Origin of the sequence: Arthrobacter sp. 49Tsu3.1M3 (genome assembly GCF_900168135.1) — a bacterium.
Classification (GTDB): Bacteria; Actinomycetota; Actinomycetes; order Actinomycetales; family Micrococcaceae; genus Arthrobacter.
In genome coordinates this window covers 138,283-161,916 of sequence record NZ_FUZD01000001.1, presented here as the reverse complement: position 1 = coordinate 161,916, position 23,634 = coordinate 138,283, and the positions used below count along the sequence as shown (strand labels likewise).

24 protein-coding genes are annotated in these 23,634 nt (G+C 68.3%); 11 read left to right on the top strand and 13 right to left on the bottom strand.

The window, feature by feature from the left end:
* Window positions 1-24 precede the first annotated feature (24 nt).
* The gene (locus tag B5X90_RS00725) at window positions 25-1,725 is read right to left on the bottom strand and encodes a GAF domain-containing sensor histidine kinase (RefSeq protein ID WP_256859988.1); all 1,701 of its coding nucleotides are present in this window, start codon (window positions 1,723-1,725) and stop codon (window positions 25-27) included.
* A 157-nt stretch (window positions 1,726-1,882) separates the two neighbouring features.
* On the opposite strand from B5X90_RS00725, the gene B5X90_RS00720 reads away from it, so the two are divergent.
* Window positions 1,883-2,380 carry a pyridoxamine 5'-phosphate oxidase family protein gene (locus B5X90_RS00720; RefSeq protein WP_079549611.1) on the top strand — a complete coding sequence of 166 codons (498 nt, stop codon included), beginning with the start codon at window positions 1,883-1,885 and terminating at the stop codon, window positions 2,378-2,380.
* Between the two features lie 85 nt (window positions 2,381-2,465).
* Here the strand turns inward: B5X90_RS00720 and B5X90_RS00715 are convergent, their stop codons facing one another.
* From B5X90_RS00715 to B5X90_RS00705, 3 genes are read right to left on the bottom strand one after another with little or no spacing between them, the layout of a single operon-like run.
* Window positions 2,466-3,317 carry a transglutaminase family protein gene (locus tag B5X90_RS00715; RefSeq protein WP_079549610.1) on the bottom strand — a complete coding sequence of 284 codons (852 nt, stop codon included), beginning with the start codon at window positions 3,315-3,317 and terminating at the stop codon, window positions 2,466-2,468.
* A complete protein-coding gene (locus B5X90_RS00710) occupies window positions 3,314-4,240 on the bottom strand; it encodes an alpha-E domain-containing protein (protein WP_026266338.1) in 927 nt (308 codons plus the stop codon). Before B5X90_RS00710 ends, B5X90_RS00715 begins: the two co-directional genes overlap by 4 nt.
* Window positions 4,233-5,831 (bottom strand): circularly permuted type 2 ATP-grasp protein, encoded by a 1,599-nt coding sequence (locus B5X90_RS00705; RefSeq protein ID WP_079549609.1) that lies wholly within the window; start codon window positions 5,829-5,831, stop codon window positions 4,233-4,235. Before B5X90_RS00705 ends, B5X90_RS00710 begins: the two co-directional genes overlap by 8 nt.
* A gap of 142 nt (window positions 5,832-5,973) precedes the next feature.
* On the opposite strand from B5X90_RS00705, the gene B5X90_RS00700 reads away from it, so the two are divergent.
* Together B5X90_RS00700 and pepN are read left to right on the top strand one after the other, a co-directional pair.
* Window positions 5,974-6,999 carry a YeiH family protein gene (locus B5X90_RS00700; protein ID WP_079549608.1) on the top strand — a complete coding sequence of 342 codons (1,026 nt, stop codon included), beginning with the start codon at window positions 5,974-5,976 and terminating at the stop codon, window positions 6,997-6,999.
* Window positions 7,000-7,033: 34 nt separating this feature from the next.
* Window positions 7,034-9,673 (top strand): aminopeptidase N, encoded by a 2,640-nt coding sequence (gene pepN / locus B5X90_RS00695; RefSeq protein ID WP_079549607.1) that lies wholly within the window; start codon window positions 7,034-7,036, stop codon window positions 9,671-9,673.
* A gap of 113 nt (window positions 9,674-9,786) precedes the next feature.
* Here pepN and B5X90_RS00690 read toward each other — a convergent pair whose 3' ends face one another.
* The 5 genes from B5X90_RS00690 to B5X90_RS00670 form a co-directional block, all read right to left on the bottom strand.
* Entirely contained in the window at window positions 9,787-10,893 is a 1,107-nt protein-coding gene (locus B5X90_RS00690; protein WP_079549606.1) for a lipoate--protein ligase family protein, read from the bottom strand.
* A 131-nt stretch (window positions 10,894-11,024) separates the two neighbouring features.
* On the bottom strand, window positions 11,025-11,282 hold the full coding sequence (locus B5X90_RS00685; protein WP_018772953.1) for a type B 50S ribosomal protein L31: 258 nt from the start codon (window positions 11,280-11,282) through the stop codon (window positions 11,025-11,027).
* 169 nt (window positions 11,283-11,451) lie between these two features.
* Complete coding sequence (locus tag B5X90_RS00680; RefSeq protein WP_079549605.1) at window positions 11,452-12,261, bottom strand: TrmH family RNA methyltransferase; 810 nt, start codon at window positions 12,259-12,261, stop codon at window positions 11,452-11,454.
* Between the two features lie 34 nt (window positions 12,262-12,295).
* Window positions 12,296-13,081 carry a sulfite exporter TauE/SafE family protein gene (locus B5X90_RS00675; protein WP_028275541.1) on the bottom strand — a complete coding sequence of 262 codons (786 nt, stop codon included), beginning with the start codon at window positions 13,079-13,081 and terminating at the stop codon, window positions 12,296-12,298.
* Window positions 13,082-13,099: 18 nt separating this feature from the next.
* Window positions 13,100-13,885, bottom strand: coding sequence for an ABC transporter ATP-binding protein (locus tag B5X90_RS00670; protein ID WP_026266341.1), 786 nt, complete (start codon window positions 13,883-13,885; stop codon window positions 13,100-13,102).
* 132 nt (window positions 13,886-14,017) lie between these two features.
* On the opposite strand from B5X90_RS00670, the gene serB reads away from it, so the two are divergent.
* Window positions 14,018-14,950: a phosphoserine phosphatase SerB gene (serB, locus tag B5X90_RS00665; RefSeq protein WP_079549604.1), complete on the top strand. Its 933-nt coding sequence runs from the start codon at window positions 14,018-14,020 to the stop codon at window positions 14,948-14,950.
* A gap of 99 nt (window positions 14,951-15,049) precedes the next feature.
* Here the strand turns inward: serB and B5X90_RS00660 are convergent, their stop codons facing one another.
* The 3 genes from B5X90_RS00660 to B5X90_RS00650 all read right to left on the bottom strand — a co-directional run bounded on the left by B5X90_RS00660 (window position 15,050) and on the right by B5X90_RS00650 (window position 17,330).
* Complete coding sequence (locus tag B5X90_RS00660; protein WP_079549603.1) at window positions 15,050-15,826, bottom strand: SDR family oxidoreductase; 777 nt, start codon at window positions 15,824-15,826, stop codon at window positions 15,050-15,052.
* 148 nt (window positions 15,827-15,974) lie between these two features.
* Entirely contained in the window at window positions 15,975-16,394 is a 420-nt protein-coding gene (locus tag B5X90_RS00655) for an Hsp20/alpha crystallin family protein (protein ID WP_079549602.1), read from the bottom strand.
* 210 nt (window positions 16,395-16,604) lie between these two features.
* Window positions 16,605-17,330, bottom strand: coding sequence for a beta-ketoacyl-ACP reductase (locus tag B5X90_RS00650; RefSeq protein ID WP_079549601.1), 726 nt, complete (start codon window positions 17,328-17,330; stop codon window positions 16,605-16,607).
* A gap of 150 nt (window positions 17,331-17,480) precedes the next feature.
* On the opposite strand from B5X90_RS00650, the gene B5X90_RS00645 reads away from it, so the two are divergent.
* Genes B5X90_RS00645 through B5X90_RS00630 form a run of 4 tightly spaced genes read left to right on the top strand, consistent with a single transcriptional unit; the run spans window position 17,481 to window position 19,600 of the window.
* Entirely contained in the window at window positions 17,481-17,948 is a 468-nt protein-coding gene (locus B5X90_RS00645; protein ID WP_079549600.1) for a DUF3099 domain-containing protein, read from the top strand.
* Window positions 17,945-18,238, top strand: coding sequence for a hypothetical protein (locus B5X90_RS00640; RefSeq protein ID WP_079549599.1), 294 nt, complete (start codon window positions 17,945-17,947; stop codon window positions 18,236-18,238). The genes B5X90_RS00645 and B5X90_RS00640 overlap by 4 nt, the downstream gene beginning before the upstream one ends.
* The gene (locus B5X90_RS00635) at window positions 18,239-19,117 is read left to right on the top strand and encodes an SURF1 family cytochrome oxidase biogenesis protein (protein ID WP_079549598.1); all 879 of its coding nucleotides are present in this window, start codon (window positions 18,239-18,241) and stop codon (window positions 19,115-19,117) included. It abuts the gene before it with no gap.
* A gap of 3 nt (window positions 19,118-19,120) precedes the next feature.
* Entirely contained in the window at window positions 19,121-19,600 is a 480-nt protein-coding gene (locus tag B5X90_RS00630) for a YbaK/EbsC family protein (protein WP_079549597.1), read from the top strand.
* A gap of 71 nt (window positions 19,601-19,671) precedes the next feature.
* Here B5X90_RS00630 and B5X90_RS00625 read toward each other — a convergent pair whose 3' ends face one another.
* A complete protein-coding gene (locus B5X90_RS00625) occupies window positions 19,672-21,270 on the bottom strand; it encodes an ABC-F family ATP-binding cassette domain-containing protein (protein ID WP_079549596.1) in 1,599 nt (532 codons plus the stop codon).
* 315 nt (window positions 21,271-21,585) lie between these two features.
* On the opposite strand from B5X90_RS00625, the gene B5X90_RS00620 reads away from it, so the two are divergent.
* From B5X90_RS00620 to B5X90_RS00610, 3 genes are read left to right on the top strand one after another with little or no spacing between them, the layout of a single operon-like run.
* Complete coding sequence (locus tag B5X90_RS00620) at window positions 21,586-22,233, top strand: biotin transporter BioY (protein WP_079549595.1); 648 nt, start codon at window positions 21,586-21,588, stop codon at window positions 22,231-22,233.
* Window positions 22,230-22,976 (top strand): energy-coupling factor ABC transporter ATP-binding protein, encoded by a 747-nt coding sequence (locus B5X90_RS00615; protein ID WP_079549594.1) that lies wholly within the window; start codon window positions 22,230-22,232, stop codon window positions 22,974-22,976. Before B5X90_RS00620 ends, B5X90_RS00615 begins: the two co-directional genes overlap by 4 nt.
* Window positions 22,973-23,605, top strand: a complete 633-nt coding sequence (locus B5X90_RS00610; RefSeq protein ID WP_079549593.1) for an energy-coupling factor transporter transmembrane component T family protein — start codon at window positions 22,973-22,975, stop codon at window positions 23,603-23,605. The genes B5X90_RS00615 and B5X90_RS00610 overlap by 4 nt, the downstream gene beginning before the upstream one ends.
* Window positions 23,606-23,634 lie beyond the last annotated feature (29 nt).

Here is a 23,634-nt window from a genome sequence, read left to right as displayed (position 1 = left end):
GGCCCGGACCTCCGGGCGCGCCGGCTAAAGGGGAACCGACCATTCCAGGCTGGTACCGGAGTCGGGCGCGCTCGTGATGGTGCAGTTGCCGTCGAGCATGCGCGCCCGGTCTTCGAGATTGCTTAGCCCGTTGCGCTTTTCGGGTTGGGTGAAACCGGCGCCGTTGTCGCTGATCACCACCGTTACCCGGCCCTTGACGACGGCGACCGAGACTGAGATGGTGTCCGCCCCGGAGTGCCGGATGGCGTTGCTGAGCCCTTCGGACACCACGGCCACGACGTTGTCGGCCTTGTCCGACGTCACGGCATCCACGGGGCCCGTAATAGTCAGGCGCGGTGGGAACGGCATGGACTTCGACGAACTGCGCGTAACCCGGCGGATCCGGCCGCTGAGCAGTTCGATCTCACCGGTGTTGCTCTTCAGCGAGTAAATGGTGTCGCGCAGGCTGCGGATCGCCTCGTCGAGTTCGCCGGTGATGTTGCGGATGCGCTCCAGCGCCAGTTCCTCCTTCGTGAAGCGGGTCAGGCTCTGCACGCTCAGCCCGGCGGCGAACAGCCGCTGGATGACGAGGTCGTGCAGGTCCCGGGCGATCCTGTCGCGGTCGGTGAAGACCAGGAGTTCCTCGCGCAGCCGGTGAACCCTGGCCAGTTCCAAGGCGAGGGCAACGTGGGAGCCGAAGACGGCACCCATCTCGATATCGGTCCGGGCATAGCGCACCGAACCCTTGTCCCGTGCCAGCAACAGGAGGCCATGGTGGGCGCCCTGGGTACTCAGCGCCACTGCAAGCAGCGGGCCGGTGACTGCGCCGTCGACCTCCCCCAACACTTCGGACGCGTCGTCGAACAGCACCGGTTCGCCGCCTTCGAGGACACCTTCCAGGAGCTCTGACTCCAAGTGCAGTGACCGCCCCGAAAACGCCGTGCCGCGCTCACCGGCAACACCGATCACCACGTGGGCCACACCGTTGGCGGCGGGGGCCACCAGCAGGGCGAGTGAGGACGCGGATTCCTGAAGCGCGCGGCCGGCGATCGGGTCCAGGCCGCCCGAGGTGTAGTCGCGGTCCGTGCTCAGCATCAGCCCGGAGACATCCATGCAGGCCTCCAGCCAGCGGGCCCGGCGGCGGGCGTCGTCGTAGAGCCGGGCATTTTCGATGGCGACACCGGCAGCCGCCGCCAGGGCGACGGCCAAGGCCTCGTCCTCTGCGGAAAAGTCCTCGCCGTCTTCTTTCTCCGTGAGGTAGAGGTTTCCGAACACCACGTCCCGGACGCGGACCGGTACCCCGAGGAACGACCTCATGGGAGGGTGGTGCGAGGGGAACCCGTAGGCCTCGGGGTGCTTGCTCAGTTCATGCAGCCGGAGCGGCCGCGGGTCTGTGATCAGGAGGCCGAGGACGCCGTGGCCGGTCGGCAGCGGACCGATCTGCCGCGCCAGTTTTCCATCGATGCCGACGGTGATGAAGTGGCTGAGCGCGTGGTCATCACCGATCACGCCAAGGGCGCCGAACCGGGCGTGCAACAACCGGCAGGCCGATCCGACCACGCGCTCCAGGACGGCATCCAGGCTCAGGTCCTCGGCCAGGGCGACGACGGCTTCGAGCAGCCCGGTGATGCGTTCCTTGGATTGGAGCAGTTCTTCCGCCCGGGCGCCGAACCCCTTCAGCAGTTCCTCAACTACGGGATTTGGCTCGGACACGGTATGGCCGGAGCCCTCACCCGTTGACTGCATGTCATTGCCCCCAATCGCTCCGGCCAATGTAGACGCTGACGGCCCTATGCCAGAATAGCGCGAACGTCTCAGGAAAACCTCAGAATTCGGAGAATAACCCGGCGGCCGGGTCCATTTGCCCTAGCCGCCGCCAGCCGGGCCGCGTACGCTCGCCGGCATGAGCACTGAATCGAGCCCGGGCCGTCACGAGCCAGAGGACCAGACCCACGCCGTCGAAGACCTCGACCACCACACATGCTGGCAGCTATTGCGCAGCGTCTCGGTGGGCCGGCTGGCGGTCTGGGTGGAGGATCATCCCGACATTTTCCCCATTAACTACAAAGTGGACCACGGCACGCTGGTGTTCCGGACCGCGGAGGGCACCAAGCTGCAGGCGGCCACCGGTGGCACGCCGGTGGCGTTGGAAGCCGACGGCATCAACGCGGACACCGGAGTCGCCTGGAGCGTGGTCATCAAGGGCCAGGCCGCGCCGGTGCAGAACCCCCAGGAAGTCATGGACACGGTGGGCCTGTTGCTGTTTCCGTGGCAGGCCGGAAAGAAGGAACACTTCGTCCGGATCACGCCGGACACTGTCACGGGCCGGCGCTTCAAGGTGGTGCCGCCGCAGACGTGGTGGACTTCGTTGGACGACTCCACGCGTTCCGGCCTCGAGTAACCCGCAAAACACCACTTGCGCTATCCTATCGGGCTGACCTGCTTCAGGGCAGCCCGATACGATAGCGGCACTTGGCGGCGTGCGGTCAGGCGACGCGGGTGATCTCCACGCTGACGCTGAGGGCCGATCCCCCGCCGCCGGACAGGATGCCCTTGAGCGGCGGCACGTCGCGGTAGTCGCGGCCCCGGGCCACCGTGACGTGGAAGTCCCCCGCCGGCTTGTGGTTGGTCGGGTCCCAGCTGCGCCATTCGCCGTCCCACCACTCGAGCCACGCATGCGACTGGCCGGCGACTGTCTCGCCGAGCTCCGCCGTCGAACGCGGGTGAAGGTAACCGGACACGTAGCGGGCCGGGATACCGCAGCTGCGCAGTGACCCGATGGCGAGGTGCGCCAGGTCCTGGCAGACGCCCTGCCGCTGGTTCCAGGCCTGTTCGGCGTTGGTGGTGACGCCGGTGGAGCCCTTCATGTAGGTCATTTCACCGCGCATCCAGGCAAAGACCGCCATGGCGGCCTCGTGCGGCGATTTCCCCTCGACAACCCCGGGAATGATGGCGAGCACTTCGGAGCCGGGACCTGTCAGCTGGGACTGGGGAATCCAGTCGCTGAACTGGTTCAGGGTTTCCGGTGCGGCCAGGACGTCCCAACCGACGATGTCGGCCTCGGCCGCGATCTTCTCGACCCGGTGCACCTCGACGGTGGTGGTGGACAGGACCTCGAGGTGCTCGTGCGGCATCTGCATGTCGAAGGCGGTCACCCGGGTGCCCCAGTAGTCGCGGTAGCTGCTCAGGGCCGCCTGCGATGGCGAAACCTTCATGGAGGACTCCAGGACCACCTGCTGCGGGTCCGTCAGCGGGGTCATCCGGGCCTCGTTGTAGGAGAGGGTGACGCGCTTGTTGTACTTGTAGGCCGTCTTGTGGACGATGTTCAGCCGGGTCATGAAACTTCTCCCACCCAGGCCAGTTCGTCTGCCTGATTGAAGTACTTACGGGAAATGGCGTCCGAGGCCTGCGACACGGCCTTTTGCACACGCTCCATGTGCTCCGGCAGCTCCGACATGAGGTCATCGGTGCGGTGGAACTCCAGGAAGGTGCGGGCCTGCCCGACGATCCGGCGGGCGTCGTTGATGAACCCGACGCGCTGGGCCGAGGGGTCGAGCTTCGCCAGGCACTCGTCGGCGTCGCGCAGCGCGTAGACGATGGACCGCGGGAACAGCCGGTCCAGCAGCAGGAATTCGGCCGCGTGCTGGTCCCCGAAGGCCGCCCGGCGGGTCCGCAGGAAGGACTCGTAGGCCCCGGCGCAGCGGAGCATGTTCACCCAGGACATGCCGGCCGAGAGGACGTCGCGGGTGGAGAGCATGCGCGCTGTCATGTCCGCACGCTCCAGCGACCGGCCCAGGACCAGGAACTGCCAGCTCTCGTCGTGGCTGACGGTGGTGTCGGCCAGGCCGCTGACCATCGCGGTCCGCTCCAGGACCCAGTTGCAGAACCGGTAGGTGCCCACCACGTCCTTGCGGTGCTGGTTGAGCCCGTAGTAGGTCGTGTTGAGGCTTTCCCAGAGCCCGGAGGAGACGGTCTCGCGGGCGCGGCGGGCGTTTTCCCGGGCAGCTCCGAGGGAACCGGCAATGGACGTGGCACTCTGCTTGTCGTACGCGAGGGCATTGAGCAGTTCGGGCAGGCCGAAATCGTCACTTTGTGCGCGGGCACCCATGACGGCGAGGAGTTCCTGCGCCACGCTGCGCTGTTCCTCCATGGGCAAGTGGTTGAGCCGTTCGAGGTGGACGTCGAGGATCCGGGCGGTGCCGTCGGCCCGTTCCACGTAACGGCCGATCCAAAACAGTGACTCGGCAATACGGCTAAGCATTCGCGGGTACCTCCTGCGCGTCAGAAATCTGCTGCTGCTGTTGCTGCTCTTTCTGGCTGTCGCGCCAGTTGCTCTCCACCGGCCAGACCGAAACCCGCTCGAGTACTGCGATGGTGGGCCGCGGGATCACTTCGACGGGGACCTGCGGGGAATCGGCCAGGACCCAGGTGTCCTTGGAGCCGCCGCCCTGGCTGGAATTGACGATCAGCGAGCCCTCCTTGAGCGCCACGCGGGTCAGTCCGCCGGGGAGAACCCAGACGTCCTCGCCGTCGTTGACGGCGAACGGGCGCAGGTCCACGTGCCGGGGGCCGAACTTGTCGCCGCTGAGCGTCGGCACCGTGGACAGCTGCAGCACCGGCTGGGCGATCCATCCGCGGGGGTCGGCGATGATCCGCTTGCGCAGGGCGTCGAGTTCGTCCCTGGACGCGTCCGGGCCGATCACCAGGCCCTTGCCGCCTGAGCCGTCCACCGGTTTGACCACGAGCTCGTCCAGGCGGTCCAGGACGTGCTCCCGGGCCTCCTTCTCTTCGAGCCGGAACGTGTCCACGTTGGCGATCACGGGCTCTTCGTTCAGGTAGTACCGGATGAGGTCGGGCACATAGCTGTAGACCAGCTTGTCATCGGCGACGCCGTTGCCCACGGCGTTGGCGATCGTGACGCCGCCGGCGCGGGCGGCGTTGACCAGGCCGGGGCAGCCGAGCATGGAGTCGGCACGGAACTGCAGCGGGTCCAGGAATTCGTCGTCGATGCGTTTGTAGATGACGTCCACACGCTGCTCGCCGGCCGTGGTGCGCATGTAGACCCGGTTGCCGCGGCAGATGAGGTCGCGGCCCTCGACAAGCTCGACACCCATGAGTCCGGCGAGCAGGGTGTGCTCGAAGTAGGCGCTGTTGAACACGCCGGGGGTCAGGACCACCACGGTGGGATCGTCGACGCCGGAGGGCGCCGTCTTCCGCAGGGCGGACAGGAGCCGGCGGGGGTACTCCTCGACCGGGCGGATAAGCTGCTGGCCGAAAGCCTCGGGCAGGCCCTTAGCCATGGCCCGGCGGTTCTCGAGAACATAGCTGACGCCCGAGGGCACGCGCACGTTGTCCTCCAGGACCCGGAACGTGCCCTCGGCGTCGCGGACGACGTCGATTCCGGAGATGTGGACCCGGACGCCGCCGGCCGGCTCGAAGCCGTGCACCTGGCGGTGGAAGTGCGCGCTCGTCGTGACGAGCTGGCGCGGGATGACGCCGTCGGACACCACGGTCATCTTGTCGTAGACGTCATTGAGGAAGGCTTCAAGGGCGCGGACGCGCTGGGCCACGCCGCGTTCCAGGACGCTCCACTCATCCGCGGGGATCACGCGGGGGACGATGTCCAGGGGGAAGGGCCGTTCCTCACCCGCGAAGTCGAAGGTCACGCCGCGGTCCAGGAAGGTCCGGGCCATGGAATCGGCGCGGGCGCTGACGTCAGCCAACGAGAGTTCGCGCAGGGCCAGGGCCACCTGCCCGTAGGATCTCCGGGCCTGCTGGCCGGGGGCAAACATCTCGTCGTAGGCGCCGGTGCGGCCGGCGGCCTCGGAGTATTCCTGGAATAGGTCAGACATGGTCACTAGCCAACCACTTTTTTGTTCTGAAATCATTTCGGCGGCCCGCGGCGTGGTGCTCAGTGCAGGCCGCGCAGTCCGGGCCGCCTGCCGCGACGGCCGCGGTTACGGGTTTTCCGGCCGGGTACGGCAATGTAGGGGCGTGCCCCCCAAGAGATCCGCCACCGCCTCAGGCCTGAGAGCTGCCGTGCCAGGCCTGGCCGGCGCCGCGGCGGCCGTCGCCGTCGCCATCGCCGCCCACCTGCTCCTTCCCGCGCTGCCGGCGATGACAATGGCCGTGCTCCTCGGGCTGCTGGCGGCCAACCTGCCGGGCGTGTCTGGCTGGACCGCCGGTCCGGCGCGGCCCGGGCTGGACTTCGCCGGCAAGCACCTCATGCGGGCCGGGATCGTGCTGCTGGGCCTGAAAGTCAGCCTCGGCGATGTGCTGGGCCTGGGCTGGGCCGCGCTGCTGCTCGTGACCGCCGTGGTGCTGGCCGCTTTCGCCGGGACGTACGGGATCAGCAGGCTCTTCCGGCTCCCTCCCCGCGTGGCGCTGCTGGTGGCCACGGGATTCGCCATCTGCGGGGCGTCCGCGATCGGGGCGATGGCCGCCGTGCGCAGAATCCGCCAGGAGGAAACCGTGCTGCCGGTGGCGCTCGTGACACTGTGCGGCACGCTGGCGATCGGTGTGTTGCCGTTGCTCGCGCGGCCGCTGGGCCTGGGCCCGGAGATATTTGGGGCGTGGACCGGCGCCTCCGTGCACGACGTCGGTCAGGTGGTCGCGACCGCCCAGACCGCGGGCACCGCGGCGCTGGCCGTCGCCGTCGTCGTCAAACTCACCCGGGTGATCCTTCTGGCGCCGATGGTCGCCGCCGCGGGTTTCCACCACCGGCTGGGAACCGCAGCCGACGGCGCCAAGCGCCCCCCGGTGGTCCCGCTGTTCGTCATCGGATTCGTGGCCCTTGCGGCCGTGCGCACCACCGGGTGGCTCTCCCCCGCGGCCCTCGACGCGGCCGCCACACTCCAGGACCTGCTGCTCGGCATGGCGTTGTTCGGACTCGGCTCCGCCGTCCGGGTGGGGCAGCTGCTGCACACCGGAGCACGCGCGCTGCTGGCCGCGCTGGCGTCCTGGCTGCTGATCGCCCTGCTGGGCCTGGCAGCCGCCTTCCTGATGTTCCCGCCGGCGTGATGGGGCACACACGCTCCCGTGATTAGATAGCGGGGTGTCAAACCAGAATCTGAGCCGCGACGAGGCCGCGGACCGCGCCGCCCTCATCACCACTCACAGCTACGATGTCTCCCTCGACGTCCGGCAGGCGGCCGACCCGAACGTCGCCGGCTACACGAGCCGCAGCATCATCTCCTTCTCGGCCAGCGAACCCGGGGCGACGACGTTCGTGGATTTCATCGCCGGCAGCGTCCACAGCGTCTTCCTCAACGGCAAGGGACTCGCCGTCGCCGACGTCGTGGACGGTTCCCGGATCCGGCTCGAGAACCTGCAGCCGGAGAACCAGGTCACCATCACGGGGACGGCCCTGTACAGCACCTCCGGTGAAGGCATGCACCGCTTCGTCGATCCCGCCGACGGTCAGTGCTACCTCTACACGCAGTATGAGCCCGCCGACGCCCGCCGGGTGTTCGCGAACTTCGAACAGCCGGACTTGAAGGCCGAGTTCACCTTCCACGTCATGGCCCCCTCCGACTGGCAGGTGTCCTCCAACGGCGCCGAGGTGCTGCGCACCCAGCTGACGAGCGATCCCGCCACGAGCCGCTGGGACTTCGCGCCCACGAAGGCGATGTCCACCTACATCACCACCGTTCTCGCCGGACCGTACTTCAAGGCCGAGGACGCCTGGCGCGGCACGCTCGCCGACGGCACCGTCCTGGACGTACCGCTGGCGCTCTACTGCCGCGCCTCCATGGCCGCGTCCTTCGACACAGACGCCTTGTTCCGCCTCACCAGGAACGGGCTGTCGTTCTTCAACGAGCTCTTCGATTTCCCCTACCCGTGGGGCAAATACGAGCAGGCGTTCGTCCCCGAGTACAACCTCGGCGCCATGGAAAACCCGGGCCTGGTGACCTTCACCGAAAGCTACGTCTTCACCTCCCGGGCCGCCGATTCGCAGTACCAGGCGCGCGCCAACACGCTCCTGCACGAGATGGCGCACATGTGGTTCGGGGACCTCGTCACCATGAAGTGGTGGGATGATTTGTGGCTCAAGGAATCCTTCGCGGATTACATGGGCACCCTCGGCGTGGACCGGACCACGGACTGGGACACGGCCTGGGTGAACTTCGCCAACAACCGCAAGGCGTGGGCGTACGTCCAGGACCAGCTGCCCACCACGCACCCGATCGTCGCCGACATCCCGGACCTGGAAGCCGCGAAGCAGAACTTCGACGGCATCACCTACGCCAAGGGCGCTTCGGTGCTCAAGCAGCTGGTGGCCTACGTCGGGTTCGAGGCTTTCATCGCCGGGTCCCGCCGGTACTTCCGGGACCACGCCTACGGCAACACCACCCTCGCCGAACTGCTGGCCGCCCTGAGCGCGGCGTCCGGCCGCGACCTCAGCGAATGGGCCCGCCAATGGCTCCAGACCTCCGGCATCTCCACCCTGTCCAGCGAGATCACCACGTCCACCGGGGACGACAGCGCGTTCAGCTCCGTCGCCGTCCTGCAGGACGCCGTGGATCCCACCACCGGCCGGCAGGAGCCCCGTCCGCACCGGCTGCGGATCGGCCTCTACGATTTTGACGCCGCCGGCGCCCTGGCCCGCACGGACAGCGTCGAGACCGATGTCCGCGGCGCCCGGACCGACGTGACCGCGCTGGCCGGCAAACCGCGGCCTGCGCTGCTGCTGGTCAATGACGAGGACCTCAGCTACGCCAAGGTCCGGCTGGACCCGCATTCCGAGGCCACTGTCCGCGGCTCCCTGGACAAGCTGGAGGACCCCATGGCGCGGGCGCTGTGCTGGACGGCGCTGTGGGACTCGGCCCGGGATGCCGTCACTCCGGCGGCACTCTATGTCGACGCCGTCGAGCGCTTCGGGCCCGCCGAGCCGGGCATCGGCGTCCTCCTCAATGTGCTGGGGAATGCCTCGACGGCGGTGGAACGCTACGTGCCCCGGGGCCAGCGCGACGCCGTGCGCCACGGCTTCCTGACCACGGCCGCCGAACAGCTGCACGCGGCGGTCCCGGGTTCCGACCAGCAATTGGCCTGGGCCCGCACCCTTGCCGCAACCAGCCGCTATGACGCCGGCCTGCTGGATCTGCTCCGGGGCATCCTGGACGGCAGCGCCGTGATCGAAGGCCTCGCGGTGGACGCCGAACTGCGCTGGAATCTCTGGCATGCCCTGGCGGCCAACGGCCAGGCTTCGCAGGAGCAGCTCGACCGGGAACTCGCCCGGGACAACACGGCGGCCGGCAAGTCCGGGCACGCCACGGCCCTCGCCGCGCGCCCCGAGGCGTCCGTCAAGGCGGCCGCCTGGGAGGCCGCCGTCCACGGCACCGGTCTGTCCAACCAGCTCCTCGGCGCCACGATTGCCGGGTTCAACACCGGCGCGGCCTCCCTGCTGGCCGGGTTCATCGACCCGTACTTCGAATCCCTTGAGGACGTCTGGGCGGACCGGAGCATCGAGATCGCCAGCCGGATTGTCCGCGGCTTCTACCCCGCGGCTCAGGACCTGGACGGCGGAGCGCCCGAAACCCACGCCGTGATTGTCCGCACCGACCAGTGGCTGGCCGCCCACCCTGATGCGCCGCGCGCCCTGCGCCGGATCATCATCGAACAGCGCAGCCAGCTGCACCGTTCCCTCAGGGCGCAGGCGCTGGCGGCACCGGCCCAGGCGGCGATCCCGCGTTAAACCCACGATCGACTGCTCCGTAGCCGCCCTTCTGGCGGCCCATAACGGCAGTTGGGGAGCAATCGATGTGGTGGAACGGGTGGTTGCGGACCGGGCCGCTAGGGAGCGGGTCCTTACGGGACCCGGTGCAGCCACTCCGCGGTGCCAAATTTGGTCTCCACGCGGCGGCGGGCGGCCTCCAGCTCGGCGTCGGTGAGGACGGACGGTGTCGCGTCGTAGCGTTCGGCGAAGACGTCCATCATCGCTGTGACGATTTCGGCGCGGGCCAGGCCGGTCTGGCGGCGGAGCGGATCCACGCGCTTTTTGGCGCTCCTGGTGCCCTTGTCGGAAAGTTTTTCCTTGCCGATCCGCAGGACCTCCACCATCTTCTCGGCGTCGATATCGTAGCTCATGGTGACGTGGTGCAGCATGCCGCCGTTGGCGAGCCGCTTCTGCGCGGCGCCGCCGATCTTGCCGTGCTCGGTGGCGATGTCATTGAGCGGCACGTAGAAGGCGCTGATGCCGACCTTTTCCAGGGCCGCCATCACCCAGGCGTCGAGGAAGCGGTAGGAGTCCGCGAAGCTGATGCCGTCCACAAGGGTCTGCGGAAGGTACAGCGAGTAGGTGATGCAGTTCCCGGCCTCCATGAACATCGCTCCCCCGCCGCTGATCCGCCGGACCACGCTGATGCCGTGCCGGGCCACGCCCTCGGGATGGAGTTCGTTGCGGACGGACTGGAAGCTGCCGATCACCACGGAGGGCTCTTCCCAGTCCCAGAACCGCAGGGTGGGATTGCGCCGCCCGGCGCCGACTTCCTCGGTGAGGACCTCATCCAGGGCGACGTTGACGTGCGTGGGCAGGACCGACGGGGCGATGATGTTCCAGTGGTGGTCCGCCCAGCCGGTGGCCTTCGCCAGGGCGCGGCGGACGGTGACGGCGACGGCGTCGGCGGAAAAGCCAAACAGCACGGTGCCTTCGGGCAGCGCCGCCGTCACTGCGTCCGCGATATCCGCGGCGCTGGCCTCGACGGGCAGCCCGGTGAGCGCCCGGTTGATCTCCGGCAGCGCCTCGTCGGGTTCGAGGAAGAAGTCCCCGCTCAGCGAGACGTGGGCCAGGACGCCGTCGACGACGTCGAAGTCGGCGACCACGAGCTTGCCGCCCGGGACCTTGTACTCGCCGTGGTGACGGCCGCCGCCGTCGTCGTCGGTGCTGGGAGCGGTGGCCGCGGGATGGGATGTCATGACCTCCATCCTGCCGCATGCGTCCGGAAACCCGGGAACCGGGTCACCCGGTTAGCCGGAACGGCAGCAGAGACGCAGAAAGCCCGCACCGTTGCCGGTGCGGGCTTTCCATAAGACCTTGGGGAAGAAAGTTACTTCTTGCCGCCGAAGCCCTTGAAGCGAGCGTTGAAGCGCTCGACGCGGCCTGCGGAGTCCATGATGCGCTGCTTGCCCGTGTAGAACGGGTGGGACTCTGAGGAGATTTCGACGTCGATGACCGGGTAGGTGTTGCCGTCTTCCCACTCGATGGTCTTCGAAGAAGACACGGTGGACTTGGTCAGGAACTTGACGCCGGAAGCCAGGTCGTTGAAAACAACAGCTTCGTACTTCGGGTGAGTATTAGACTTCATAATTGGACCTTTGTTCGCACAACTGGATTTTGCCAGTTGCCAGGTATGAATGGGATGGCCGGCGGAAAGCACCGGACGGCCAGCTATCAATGATAGCCGATCCCCGGACCGCTGACGAACACCATTGGCGCACGTCAGCGCGGCGCAGCCGCCGCACGATGCAGTGCCCTCAGTCCTTGGGGCGGAGCTCCCAGAACGCCACCGCCGACGCCGCGGCGACGTTGAGCGAGTCGACGCCCGGGCGCATCGGGATTTTCACGGCGAGGTCGACGGCGGCCAGGGTTCCTTCGCTCATGCCCGCGCCTTCCGTGCCCAGCACCAGGGCCAGCCGCTCCGGGCGGCGCGCCGCGAGCACGTCGAGGTCCACCGCGTCCTCGGTGAGCTCCATGGCCGCCACGGTGAAGCCTTGCTCCTGCAGCGCGGCCAGGCCTTCCGCCCAGTCCTCCAGCCGCGCCCACGGCACCTGGAACACGGTGCCCATGCTGACCCGCACGCTGCGGCGGTAGAGCGGATCCCCGCAGCGCGGCGAGACCAGCACGGCGTCCACGCCCAGGGCCGCGGCCGAGCGGAAAATGGCCCCGACGTTCGTGTGGTCCACAATGTCCTCCAGCACCGCGACCCGGCGGGCTCCGGCGAGGAGGTCCGCCAGCGGCACCGGGGCGGGCCGGTGCATGGCGGCCATGGCGCCGCGGTGCAGGTGGAAGCCGGTGATTTGCTCCAGCAGAGCCGCGGGGCCGATGTAGGCGGGGACCTCAGGGTACTGCTCAAACACATCGGCGAGGTCCGCGGCCCACTTCTCGGCCAGGAAGAAGGACCGCGGCCGGTGCCCTGCGGCCAGGGCCCGGCGCAGGACGCGGGAGGACTCGGCGATGTACAGGCCCTCGGCGGGTTCCCGGATTTTGCGCAGGTGCACGTCCGTGAGCTGCGTGTAGTCCGCAACCCGCGGGTCGTCGGCGGATTCAAGAAGGTGAAAGGTCACGGGCAGGTCATTCCTGTGAGGCTGTTGGAAGGGGCTATTTGAACAGGTTGGCGATCATGAACCCCAGTGCCACCAGGCCCAGGGTGAAGATGACCCCGCGCAGGACCGCCGGGGAGAGCCGGCGCCCCACCCTGGAGCCAATCACGCCGCCGATCAGGGAGCTCACGGCGATCAGCCCGACCACACCCCAGTCGATCCGGTCGAAGGCGAACAGAAGGTAGGAGGCGGCGGCCACCACATTCACGCCCAGGACCAGGAAGTTCTTCATCGCGTTGGCGTTCTGGATGGTCCCGGTCATGAACACGCCCAGGATGCCGACCAGCAGGATGCCCTGGGCCGCGACGAAGTAGCCGCCGTAGACGCCGGCGAGGTAGACCAGCACCACGAGCAGGACACCGTGGCGGCGGTCCCTGATCGCGTGCTCGGGGTTCTCCTCGCGGTTCCTCACCCACCGCTGCAGCCGCGGCTGGAAGACCACCATCAGCAGGGCCAGCACGATCAGGACGGGGGCGGCGTAGTAGAAGACTTTCTCGGGCAGGTGCAACAGCAGATAGGCGCCGGTGACGGCGCCCAGGAGCGAGGCCGGCAGGAGCCGGAGCAGCTGCTTGCCGCGGCCCTCGAGTTCTTTCCGGTAGCCCCAGGCGCCGGTGGCGTTGCCGGCCACGAGCCCCATGGCGTTGCTGATGGAGGCCGTGACGGGGGCGTAGCCCAGGGCGATCAGCACCGGGAACGTGACCAGGGTGCCGGATCCGACGACGCTGTTGATGGTGCCCGCCCACAGCCCGGCGAAGAATATGAGGGCGCTATTGAGGAGCTCCACGCGCGGTCAGCGGCCCCGTCAGCGGCTGGCGGTCGCGGTGTACCGGCCCGCGTTGACGCTGACGTCCAGCGGCAGACCGAACGTTTCGCTCAGGTTTTCCGCCGTGAGGACCTCCGGCAGCGGGCCGGAAGCCACGACGCCGCCGTCGCGCATGAGCATCGCGTGCGTGAAGCCCGGCGGCACTTCTTCGAGGTGGTGGGTGACCAGGACGATCGCCGGGGCGGCGTCGTCGCGGGCGAGTTCGCTCAGGCGCTGGACCAGGTCCTCGCGGCCGCCGAGGTCGAGCCCCGCGGCCGGCTCGTCCAGGAGCAGGAGCTCGGGATCGGTCATGAGGGCGCGGGCAATCTGGACGCGTTTGCGCTCCCCCTCGGACAGCGAGGCGAAGGGGCGGTTGAGCAGCGGGCCCATCCCCCACTCGTTCAGCAGCCCGAAGGCGCGCCGCTCGTCGTCCTTCTCGTAGCCCTCGCGCCAGCGGCCGGTCACGCCGTACGCGGCGGTGACCACCACGTTCAGGACCTTCTCGTGCTCGGGGATCTGGCTGGCCAGAGCAGCGGAGGACAGCCCGATCCGGGGGCGGAGCTCGAAGACGTCGACGGCACCGAGGACTTCCTCGAGGATGCCCGCCATTCCGGAGGTCGGGTGGATGCGGGCCGCGGCCAGCTGGAGGAGTGTGGTCTTGCCGGCGCCGTTGGGGCCCAGGATCACCCAGCGTTCGCCCTCTTTGACCTGCCAGTCGACCTTGTCCAGGAGCGTCTTCGCCCCACGTACAACACTGACCCCGGCCATTTCAAGAACATCACTCATAGGAGTAGACACTAGGACAAAAAAGCGGGCGACTGATAACCGGCGCCGCGCCCTGCCGTGGAGCGTCACGCGGAGCCTGCCCGGGCGCAACGAATTCGGGCCGCCCGCCGCCCGCTCGCTAGGATTGAGGCCATGAGTTCGAACGTGACCGCAGTGAGCTACGGCCTGAAACTGTCCCTTCCCGACATCCAGCGGCTGCGTTTGCTCCTGGGGGCCGCCGGGCTGGGCGTCGGGGCGGAAACCCGGACCGGCGACGCCCGCTTCGAGGTGTACGCCGTCGACTGCGCGCTGGACGGCTCAGAGGCAGGCTCGCTGGACGCCGCCACAGCTGCCGCGGTTTCGGAAACCCGCCTGGACGGTGCGCGCCGTGCGCTGGCGGCCGCCGGCATCGAGGGCGTCGACACGGCGCTGGTTCCGGCAGCACTGCGCAGCGCGCCCCGAAAATTCCTCATCATGGACGTGGACTCCACCCTCATCCAGCAGGAAGTGATCGAGCTCCTGGCCGCCTACGCCGGCAAGCGCGAGGAAGTGACGGCGGTGACCGAGGCGGCCATGCGCGGCGAGCTGGATTTCGCCCAGAGCCTGCACGCCCGGGTGGCGGTCCTCGCGGGGCTGCCCGCGGACGTCGTCGAATCGGTCCGCGCCGAGGTCAGGCTGACCGAGGGCGCCGCCGAGCTGGTGGCGGCATTCCAGGCCGCCGGCCATGCCGTGGCCGTCGTGTCCGGCGGCTTCAACCAGATCCTCCGGCCGATCGCCGAAGACCTGGGGCTGCACTACTGGATAGCGAACGAACTCGAAATCGTCGACGGCGCACTGACCGGCAAGGTGCTCGGCGACGTGATTGACCGGGCGGCCAAGGAGAAGTACCTGCGCGAATGGGCTGCGGCCGAGGGCATTCCCATGGAACACACGATCGCCGTGGGCGACGGCGCCAACGACCTCGACATGCTCGGCGCGGCCGGGATCGGCGTCGCCTTCAACGCGAAGCCGGCCGTCCGCGCTGCCGCGGACGCCGCCGTCAACCTTCCTTATCTGGACGCCGTGCGGTACATCGCCGGAGTCTGATGCATTAACCGGGAAGGCACGTCCCGGCAATGTTGAGCCAAAACATTGCCGGGACGTGCCTTCTTGACGCGCCAGCCCGGCGCGCGTGGCGGGCTGCGCCTAGCTGGTGCTCTTCTCCGCCGCCTGGTCTGCGGTCTTACCGAAATAATCCGCACCGCCGACGTATTCGGTGTGGCCGGTCTCGACGTCGGCCGAGGCTATCTTGGCGACCTCGGCGGCAAACTCCTTGACCGAGTACAGCTTGCCGGCTTCCGCACGGCGGGCCTCGATGGCGCCGGGGTTGGACCGGTCAAGCAGGGTGGCCGTGACGGTGCCCTCGATCATGTCGCCGGAGACGACCACGAGCGTGATCCCCTTCTCGGCCAGGTTCGGGACCAGGGCCCGGAGTGCGTCCTCGCCGGCGCGCTTGCTGCGGGCCACGGGCTCGTACTCGGGCATGGTGGGCACCGTGTCGATGAAGTGGGCCTGGTGGCTGGTCACGAAGACCACCCGCGAGCCTTCGGGCATGAGCGCGACGGCGGCGTTGAGCATGTTCACCTGGGCGTCGCGGTTCAGCTTCAGCGCGTAGCCCTCTTCCATGCCGGTCTCCATGCCGCCGGAGGCGTTGAGGACCAGGAGGTCGAGCGAGCCGAAGTTCTCCATCGCGGCGCTGGCGAGGGCCTGGACGCCTTCCTGGGTGGTGAGGTCCGCCCCGACGGCCGCGGCACGGCCGCCGTCGGCTTCGATCTCGGCGACAACCTTGTTGGCGCGCGGCGCCTTCTGGCGGTAGTTGACGACGACGGCCGCACCCTCGGCGGCGAGGATTTTGGCCACTTCGGCGCCGATTCCGCGCGACGAACCGGTCACGATCGCAGTCTTGTTCTCCAGCAGTCCCATACGAGCTCCTTTGTTCCAAACGTCCAAATACTGTGGGTCTGCAATCCATCATGCCAGCGGACCGCGCCATTACAGTTGTTCAGCATCCACAAAGAAGCCCCGGCGGCGTAGTTCCGTCGTCACGTGGCTTGAGCGTGCCGGGGGTGGGTCAGCCGCGGTCGATCCGGATCTTCGTCGTGGCTTCGCCGGTCACAACCTTGGGCGCCGGTGCGCGGACTTCCAGGACGCCGTCCTTGTACGTGGCGGTGATGTCTTCGTCCCTTACCCCCGCGGGCAGCGCAATGGTCCGGGCGGCCCGGCCGTAGCGGAACTCCGAGCGGTAACCGTCCTTGCTCTTGTGCTCGGACGACTCGCGCCGCTCCACCGCGATATTAAGCACGCCCTCGCCGACCGAGACGTCGACGTCCCGGTCCGGGTCGATGCCCGGCACTTCCGCCCGCACCACCAGGGTGGTGCCCTCTTGGAACTGTTCGATCTTGATCCCTGGCGCTATGGACAGATCACCGTCAAGGAAGCGGCGGACCGGTTCCAGCATGTCCGAGGGCGTCCATTTGCTGAGATCACTCATGATTTCCTCCTGCGTCCACGCCCCTGCCGCGGCATGGTCAGGGGCTGTGAGCCCATTACACGCTCCAGGAGCCCCGGAGCCAAGGGCAATAAGGCCCGGCACGGAGAAACCGAGAGCCTCTACGGCTGACACACCACAGCGGACGACGGCGGAATCCGCCGTCGTCCGCTGTTCTCCGCAGGAGTCCTGCGCCGTCCTGCTGCGTCAGGGCTAGTGGCCCATTCCCAGACCGCCGTCGACCGGAATGACCGCACCGGAAATGTAGGACGCCTCGTCGCTGGCGATCCAGCGCACGACGTTGGCGACCTCGGAGGCCTCGGCGAAGCGGCCGGCGGGAACCTTGGTCAGGTAGTCCTTCTGCGTGGCCTCGGGCAGTTCGGCCGTCATGTCGGTGTTGATGAAGCCGGGTGCGACCACATTCGCGGTGATCCCGCGCGCGCCGAGCTCGCGGGTGAGCGACCGGGCGATGCCCACCAGGCCCGCCTTGGAGGCAGAGTAGTTGATCTGGCCCGGCGCGCCGTAGAGGCCGGAGACGGAGGAAATCAGCACCACGCGGCCCTTGCGCGCCCGGATCATTCCCTTGGATGCGCGCTTGATCACCCGGAAGGCGCCCGTGAGGTTCGTGTCGATCACCGAGGTGAAGTCGTCTTCGCTCATGCGCATCAGGAGCGTGTCCTTGGTGATGCCGGCATTGGCCACGAGGACTTCCACCGGGCCGTGGGCGGCTTCGACTTCCGCGAACGCGGCGTCGACCGACGCTTCGTCCGTGACGTCCGCCTTGACGCCGAGGATGCCCTCGGGCAGCGCCGATTCGCTGCGGAAGGTCACGGCCACCTTGTCGCCGTTGGCCAGGAAGGACTCGGCGATGGCCAGGCCGATCCCGCGGTTTCCGCCGGTGATCAGAACGCTGCGGCCGGTGGTGGGTGTGTCAGTCATATGGGGCTCCGGGATTCTGCGGCAGGGAGGGCCGCGCTGGGGGCTGGAATTTTCCTGCCTCCGATCTTAGCGCCCGGTTCGCTTCCGTTTGGGCGGCTCCGCCGATGGTGAGAGAATCGAAGTAAGCCTTGGGAGCGTGATCTGACAGCCGTGACACTCAAAAACCGACCCGGTGCGCATGTGCCCGGGAGGCCGGACTCCGAGTCCGGCGGGACCGAGGTGCACAGCATCACGGACGCCGCTGCTGCGCACTCGGATGAGATGCACCAGCGGATGGTGAAGTATGCCATCGCCATGGGCATCCGCATGGTCTGCCTGATCCTGATCTTTGTCGTGGATGGCTGGTTCAAGCTCCTGCCGATTGCCGGCGCCGTCTTCCTGCCCTGGGTGGCCGTGGTGATCGCCAATGGCAGCGACAAGGCCGAAATCCACAGTGATTCGCTCCTGGACTATGCTCCGCTCGCAGAGCTGGACGCACCGGATACCGCGGGCCCCGCCGGGCAGTATCCAAACGGGCAGGATGCAAACGACGGCGCAGACGGCTCAGGGACGCTGCTGCAGGGCGAGCTGATCGAAGATGAGAACGACGACGACGACCACGGACGGGCAGCTTCATGAACCTCTTTGACCTGGCCGGGACCGGTGGGGACACGGCCGCTGCCCCGGGCACCGTCTGCTCACGGAAAGCCTGCCGCGCGGCGGCGGAATGGAAGCTGCTGTGGAACAATCCCAAGATCCACACCCCGGAGCGGCGCAAGATCTGGCTGGCATGCGGGGAGCACCGAGCCTGGCTTGAGGACTACCTGCAGACGCGCGGACTGTGGAAAGAGACTCTGGTCCTCGGCCCAGAGGCCGTCCCCCTCCCCGCAGCGACCGCCCCTCTCGACCCGTCAGGCAGGATCGGCTGAATGTACCGCTTTCTCTTCTCCAGTAAATGGCTGGGGTACTTGTTGCTGGCCGCGATCTTCGCCGCCGGCTGCGTTGGGCTGGGCAGGTGGCAGATGGACCGCCGCGCCGAGACCCTGACCGAAATCAACCGGGTGGTCTCCAACTACTCGGCCACCCCTGTGCCGTTCGCCGACGTCCGGGACCAGTTCAGCCGGCTCAATCCGGAGCGCGAGTGGACCCAGGTGGAGCTAAAGGGCAGCTACGACGCCGCCGGCCAGCGCATCGTGCGCAACCGCCCGCTCAACGGCCAGCCCGGCTACGAGGTGGTGGTCCCCTTCAAGCTCCAGTCCGGCGAGACCGTGGTGATCGACCGTGGCTGGCTGCCCATCGGCAACAACACGCCGGGACGGCCCGACTCAGTGCCGGCCCCGCCGCAGGGGCCGGTGACGGTGGTTGCCCGCCTCAAGCCAGCCGAGCCCGAGCTGCAGCGCGGCGCCCCTGACGGACAGCTGGCCTCGATCGACCTCTCCGCCTATTCCGCGCAGCTGGGCTATCCGCTGCTGACGGGCGCCTACGGGCAGCTGGCCTCCGAGTCGCCGTCGGTGCAGGACATGCCGTTCCCGTTCCCCAAGCCGACCACGGATGAAGGCACCCACCTGTCCTACTCCCTGCAGTGGTTCGCGTTCGGCGTGCTGATGTTCGTCGGGTTCGGCTACGCGGCCAGGCAGCAGGCGCGCAACGCCGCGATCGACGCGGAAGACGCCGAAGCCGAGGCCGCGGAGGGCGTGTTCCTGCACTCCAGCGGCCCCGTGGCCCGCCGTCGTCCTGCCCCGCGGAAGCGAAAGAACGCGACGGCGGAAGAAGAGGAAGACGCCATCCTCGACGCCCAGGGGTTCTAAGCGATGAGCTCTGACGCCTTTCCCGGCCCGGTGGCCAACGTCAAGCGTGCCCTCACCGCCCTGGGCGCCCAGGACACCGTGACGGTGTTCGATGCGAAGGTCCCGACGGCGGCAGCGGCCGCCGCCGCGCTGGGCTGCGATGTCGCGGCGATCACCAACAGCCTGGTGTTCGAACTCGAGGGCACCCCGCTGCTCATCCTGGCCAGCGGCGCGGCCAAGGTGGACGTCCGCAAGGTCGCGGACCGGCTGGGCACGGGCAAGATCCGCCGCGCCTCCCCCGAGTTCGTCCTGGCCCACACCGGCCAGGAGGTCGGCGGCGTCGCCCCGGTGGGCCACCCGGAGAAAATCCGGACCCTGCTGGACGAGTCGTTGTCGGCCCACCGCGTGCTCTGGGCGGGAGCGGGAGACCACAACTCGATGTTCTCCATCAGCTACGCGGACCTGCACCGGATCACGGGCGCGGAAGAGATGTCGGTCCGCTGACCCCAATTGACTCGCAGCAAAGGCCGTCGTGAGCGCTCACGACGGCCTTTGCTGCGAGTCAGCTAGGTGGCTTATGCCAGCGTGATGAGGTCCAGGTAGTCTTCGTTCCAATGGTCCTCGATGCCGTCGGGAAGCAGGACGACACGCTCCGGGTTGAGCGCCTCGACGGCGCCCTCATCGTGGCTCACGAGGACGACGGCGCCGGTGTAGTTGCTCAGGGCCCCGAGGATTTCGGCGCGGCTGGCGGGGTCCAGGTTGTTGGTGGGCTCATCGAGGAGCAGCACGTTCGCGCTCGAGGCCACGATGGTCGCCAGCGCCAGACGGGTCTTCTCGCCGCCCGAGAGCACACCGGCGGGCTTGTCGACGTCGTCGCCGGAGAACAGGAACGAGCCCAGGATGTTGCGAACTTCCGCGTCGTTCATGTCCGGGGCGGAGGAGCGCATGTTCTGCAGAACGGTGCGGTCCACGTCGAGCGTCTCGTGCTCCTGCGCGTAGTAGCCCACCTTCAGGCCGTGGCCCGCAACGACTTCCCCGGTGTCCGGCTTGTCGACGCCGGCCAGCATCCGCAGCAGCGTGGTCTTGCCGGCGCCGTTGAGGCCCAGGATGACCACCTTGGACCCGCGGTCGATGGCAAGGTCGACGTCGGTGAAGATCTCCAGCGAACCGTAGGACTTGCTGAGGCCGTCCGCGGTGAGCGGGGTCTTGCCGCAGGGGGACGGATCCGGGAAGCGCAGTGCCGCCACGCGGTCCGTTGCGCGGACGGCTTCGAGGCCGCCGAGCAGGCGCTCGGCGCGCTTGGCCATGTTCTGGGCGGCGACGGCCTTGGTGGCCTTGGCGCGCATTTTGTTGGCCTGGTCGATGAGGACCTGGGCCTTCTTCTCCGCATTGGCCCGCTCACGCTTGCGGGCGCGCTCGTCAGTTTCGCGCTGCGTGAGGTAGCGCTTCCAGTCCATGTTGTAGTAGTCGATCTGGGCGCGGTTGGGATCGAGGAGGAAGACCTTGTTGACGGTCGCTTCGAGCAGCTCGGTGTCGTGGCTGATGACGATCAGCCCGCCCTGGTGGTTCTTGAGGAACTCACGGAGCCAGGAGATGGAATCGGCGTCGAGGTGGTTGGTGGGCTCATCGAGGAGCATGGTTTCGGCGTCCGAGTAGAGGATGCGAGCAAGCTCCACACGCCGCCGCTGTCCACCGGACAGGGTCTTGAGCGGCTGGTTCAGCAGCCGGTCCGGCAGGGCGAGGTTCGAGCAGATCGCTGCCGCCTCGGCTTCGGCGGCGTAGCCGCCGGCGGCCAGGAACTCGGATTCCAGCCGGTCGTAGCGGTTCATCGCCTTGCGCTGGACCGCGGGGTCCTCGCTGGCCATCTCTTCGTGCGCCACACGGAGCTTGCCGACGGCAATGTCCAGGCCGCGGACGGACAGGATCCGGTCCCGCGCGAGCTGCTCCATGTCCGGGGTGCGCGGATCCTGCGGCAGGTAACCAATTTCGCCGCTGCGGGTAACCTTGCCGGCGGCGGGCAGGCCCTCGCCCGCGAGCACCCGGGTCAGCGTTGTCTTGCCTGCACCGTTACGGCCGACCAGACCGATCTTGTCTCCCTTGTCGATCCGGAAGCTCACCTGGTCCATGAGGAGGCGGGCGCCGGCGCGCAGTTCGAGATCCTGGACGGTAATCAATGCAGCTAAGGCCTTTCACAACAGGGAATGCCGCGGCACAACGGGTGGAGTCTGGGCGGGGCCGGGGCGGGGCGATGCGAGAGCACGGCCTCCACAAGTCTACCGGCACTGCCCCGGCTCCATGACATGGGCACCTGTGGCAGTGGCCAGCCGCCGTCGCCCTGCCGGTCCCGCCTGCCGGCGGTGTTCATTGGCGGCGCCCTCCAGCTTCCGGGCCGCCCGTTAGTGGGGCGCCTACAAAAAACCGTCCCCGCCGCGACCGTACAGTCAATATCACAGTCCATATTTCCGCCGCAGCACCCCGACAGGAACATCATGACGCAAACCCACCATCCCGCCGCAGCCAAGACCCCGCGCCGCCGGGACCGCTGGAATGCCACCGACCTTGGCCTCATCGCCGTCTTCGCCGCCCTTGTGGCCGCTTCTGCCCTGATCGCAGCCATCCCCGTCGGCGGGCTCGGCGTGCCCATCACGCTGCAGACCCTTGCCGTCATGCTGACGGGGCTGGCCCTCGGGCCGGGCCGGGCCTTCGCCGCCGTCGGCCTCTACCTGCTTCTGGGCTTCGCGGGCCTGCCAATCTTCAGCGGCGGCCGCAGCGGCCTCGGCGTGCTCGCCGGCCCCTCCGCCGGCTACATCATCGGATTCCTGCTGGCCGCCACGGCCGTTGGCTGGCTGACCGTCGTCGTGCTCAAGCGGACCGCCAACCGCACCGGCAAGCTGCGCGCCGTCCTCCTGTTCGCCGCCGCCATGGTGAGCAGCATCATCTTCATCCACGGCCTGGGCATCCTGGGCATGATGGTCAACGCCAAGCTGGACTTCTCCAAGGCCTTCCTCGCCGATCTCGCGTTCTACCCCGGCGACATCATCAAGAACGTCCTGGCCGTCAGCATCGCGTTATCCCTGCACAAGGCCTTCCCGGACCTGCTGCTGCGCCGCGTCCGGACGGTGGACACCCGCCCGTGAGCATCATTGTCCTGGACCGGGTTTCGGTGTGGGTGCCGGTTGATGGCCGCCCCGAGCCCAAGACACTGCTCCAGGAGCTTTCGCTCGACCTCACGGAACGCCGGATCGGGGTTATCGGGGCCAACGGCTCGGGCAAGTCAACCCTCCTGCGTCTCCTGAACGGGCTCGTGGCACCCAGCGACGGCACCGTGCGGGTCGCCGGTGCCGATACCGTCCGGGCCGTCCGGGAGGTACGCCGCCGCGTGGGCTTTGTCTTCACCGATCCGCTCTCCCAGCTCGTTATGCCCACCGGACGCGAGGATGTGGAACTGTCCCTGCGCCGCTCCATCCGTAACGCCGCCGAGCGCCGGGCCCACGCGGAGTCAGTGCTGGACCGGTTCGGCCTCCTGCCGCTGGCGGACCAGAGCATCTACGAGCTCTCCGGCGGCGAACGCCAGCTCCTGGCACTCGCCGCGGTCCTGGCCGTCGATCCGGAGGTGCTGGTCCTGGACGAGCCGTCCACGCTGCTGGACCTGCGCAACCGTGAACTCCTGCGGCGCACCCTCGCCGGGCTCCGGCAGCAGGTGATCCTGTCCACCCACGACCTCGAGCTGGCCCTGGACATGGACCGCGTCCTGGTGGTGGACGCCGGGAAGGTGGTGTTCGACGGCGAACCGGCGGCCGCCGTCGCGCGTTACCGTGCCCTGAGCGCGGCAGGCCTGGAGCACGCGGTGCCGGAGCAGGCCCTGCGGGAGCAGGCGTGAGAGGCCACGGCTTCCTGCTGGCGGCATATGTGCCGGGCGCGTCCCTGGTCCACCGTGCGCCGCTGTGGCTGAAGTTCCTGCTGGTCGTTGGGTGTGGAATGACGTCGTTCCTGATCGCGGACTGGGCCGTGTCGGCCGCCATGTTGGTGCTGCTCTGCGGTCTGTTCCTGCTCAGCGGGGCCGGCCCGGGCCGGCTGTTTCGCGCGGTGCGCCCGGTTCTTCCGGTCCTCGTGGCGATCGGGCTTTTCCAGTGGTGGCAGCTGGGCGCACCGACCGCCGCCCGGATCGTGCTGAACGTCCTGGTCTGCGTCGTCGCGGCGTCAATCCTGACCGCCACCACTCCCGTGCAGGCACTCCTCGACGGTGTGGCGTCGCTGGCCCGGCCGTTCCGGCGCTTCGGCGCGGACCCGGAACGCTTCGCCCTGACCATCGCCATCATGCTCCGCAGCATCCCGTTCGTTGCCGGGGCTTACACGGACGTGCGCGACTCGGCCCGGGCCCGCGGACTCGAACGCAACCCGCGGGCCCTCGTGTTGCCCGTTTTTATCAGCACGGTGGCCTTCGCCCGGCAGACCGGCGAAGCCCTCGCCGCCCGCGGACTGGGCGAGGCGGAGGACCGGGAAGGCTAGGAAGACTGGCCCCGGGTGCCCGCGGTCGT

What these genes read in the sequence shown, in the direction of transcription:
- B5X90_RS00725 (WP_256859988.1), bottom strand. Translation starts at nt 1,725, where the DNA reads ATGCAGTCAACGGGTGAGGGCTCCGGCCATACCGTGTCCGAGCCAAAT.
- B5X90_RS00720 (WP_079549611.1), top strand. Translation starts at nt 1,883, where the DNA reads ATGAGCACTGAATCGAGCCCGGGCCGTCACGAGCCAGAGGACCAGACC.
- B5X90_RS00715 (WP_079549610.1), bottom strand. Translation starts at nt 3,317, where the DNA reads ATGACCCGGCTGAACATCGTCCACAAGACGGCCTACAAGTACAACAAG.
- B5X90_RS00710 (WP_026266338.1), bottom strand. Translation starts at nt 4,240, where the DNA reads ATGCTTAGCCGTATTGCCGAGTCACTGTTTTGGATCGGCCGTTACGTG.
- B5X90_RS00705 (WP_079549609.1), bottom strand. Translation starts at nt 5,831, where the DNA reads ATGTCTGACCTATTCCAGGAATACTCCGAGGCCGCCGGCCGCACCGGC.
- B5X90_RS00690 (WP_079549606.1), bottom strand. Translation starts at nt 10,893, where the DNA reads ATGACATCCCATCCCGCGGCCACCGCTCCCAGCACCGACGACGACGGC.
- B5X90_RS00685 (WP_018772953.1), bottom strand. Translation starts at nt 11,282, where the DNA reads ATGAAGTCTAATACTCACCCGAAGTACGAAGCTGTTGTTTTCAACGAC.
- B5X90_RS00670 (WP_026266341.1), bottom strand. Translation starts at nt 13,885, where the DNA reads ATGAGTGATGTTCTTGAAATGGCCGGGGTCAGTGTTGTACGTGGGGCG.
- serB (WP_079549604.1), top strand. Translation starts at nt 14,018, where the DNA reads ATGAGTTCGAACGTGACCGCAGTGAGCTACGGCCTGAAACTGTCCCTT.
- B5X90_RS00660 (WP_079549603.1), bottom strand. Translation starts at nt 15,826, where the DNA reads ATGGGACTGCTGGAGAACAAGACTGCGATCGTGACCGGTTCGTCGCGC.
- B5X90_RS00655 (WP_079549602.1), bottom strand. Translation starts at nt 16,394, where the DNA reads ATGAGTGATCTCAGCAAATGGACGCCCTCGGACATGCTGGAACCGGTC.
- B5X90_RS00650 (WP_079549601.1), bottom strand. Translation starts at nt 17,330, where the DNA reads ATGACTGACACACCCACCACCGGCCGCAGCGTTCTGATCACCGGCGGA.
- B5X90_RS00640 (WP_079549599.1), top strand. Translation starts at nt 17,945, where the DNA reads ATGAACCTCTTTGACCTGGCCGGGACCGGTGGGGACACGGCCGCTGCC.
- B5X90_RS00635 (WP_079549598.1), top strand. Translation starts at nt 18,239, where the DNA reads ATGTACCGCTTTCTCTTCTCCAGTAAATGGCTGGGGTACTTGTTGCTG.
- B5X90_RS00630 (WP_079549597.1), top strand. Translation starts at nt 19,121, where the DNA reads ATGAGCTCTGACGCCTTTCCCGGCCCGGTGGCCAACGTCAAGCGTGCC.
- B5X90_RS00620 (WP_079549595.1), top strand. Translation starts at nt 21,586, where the DNA reads ATGACGCAAACCCACCATCCCGCCGCAGCCAAGACCCCGCGCCGCCGG.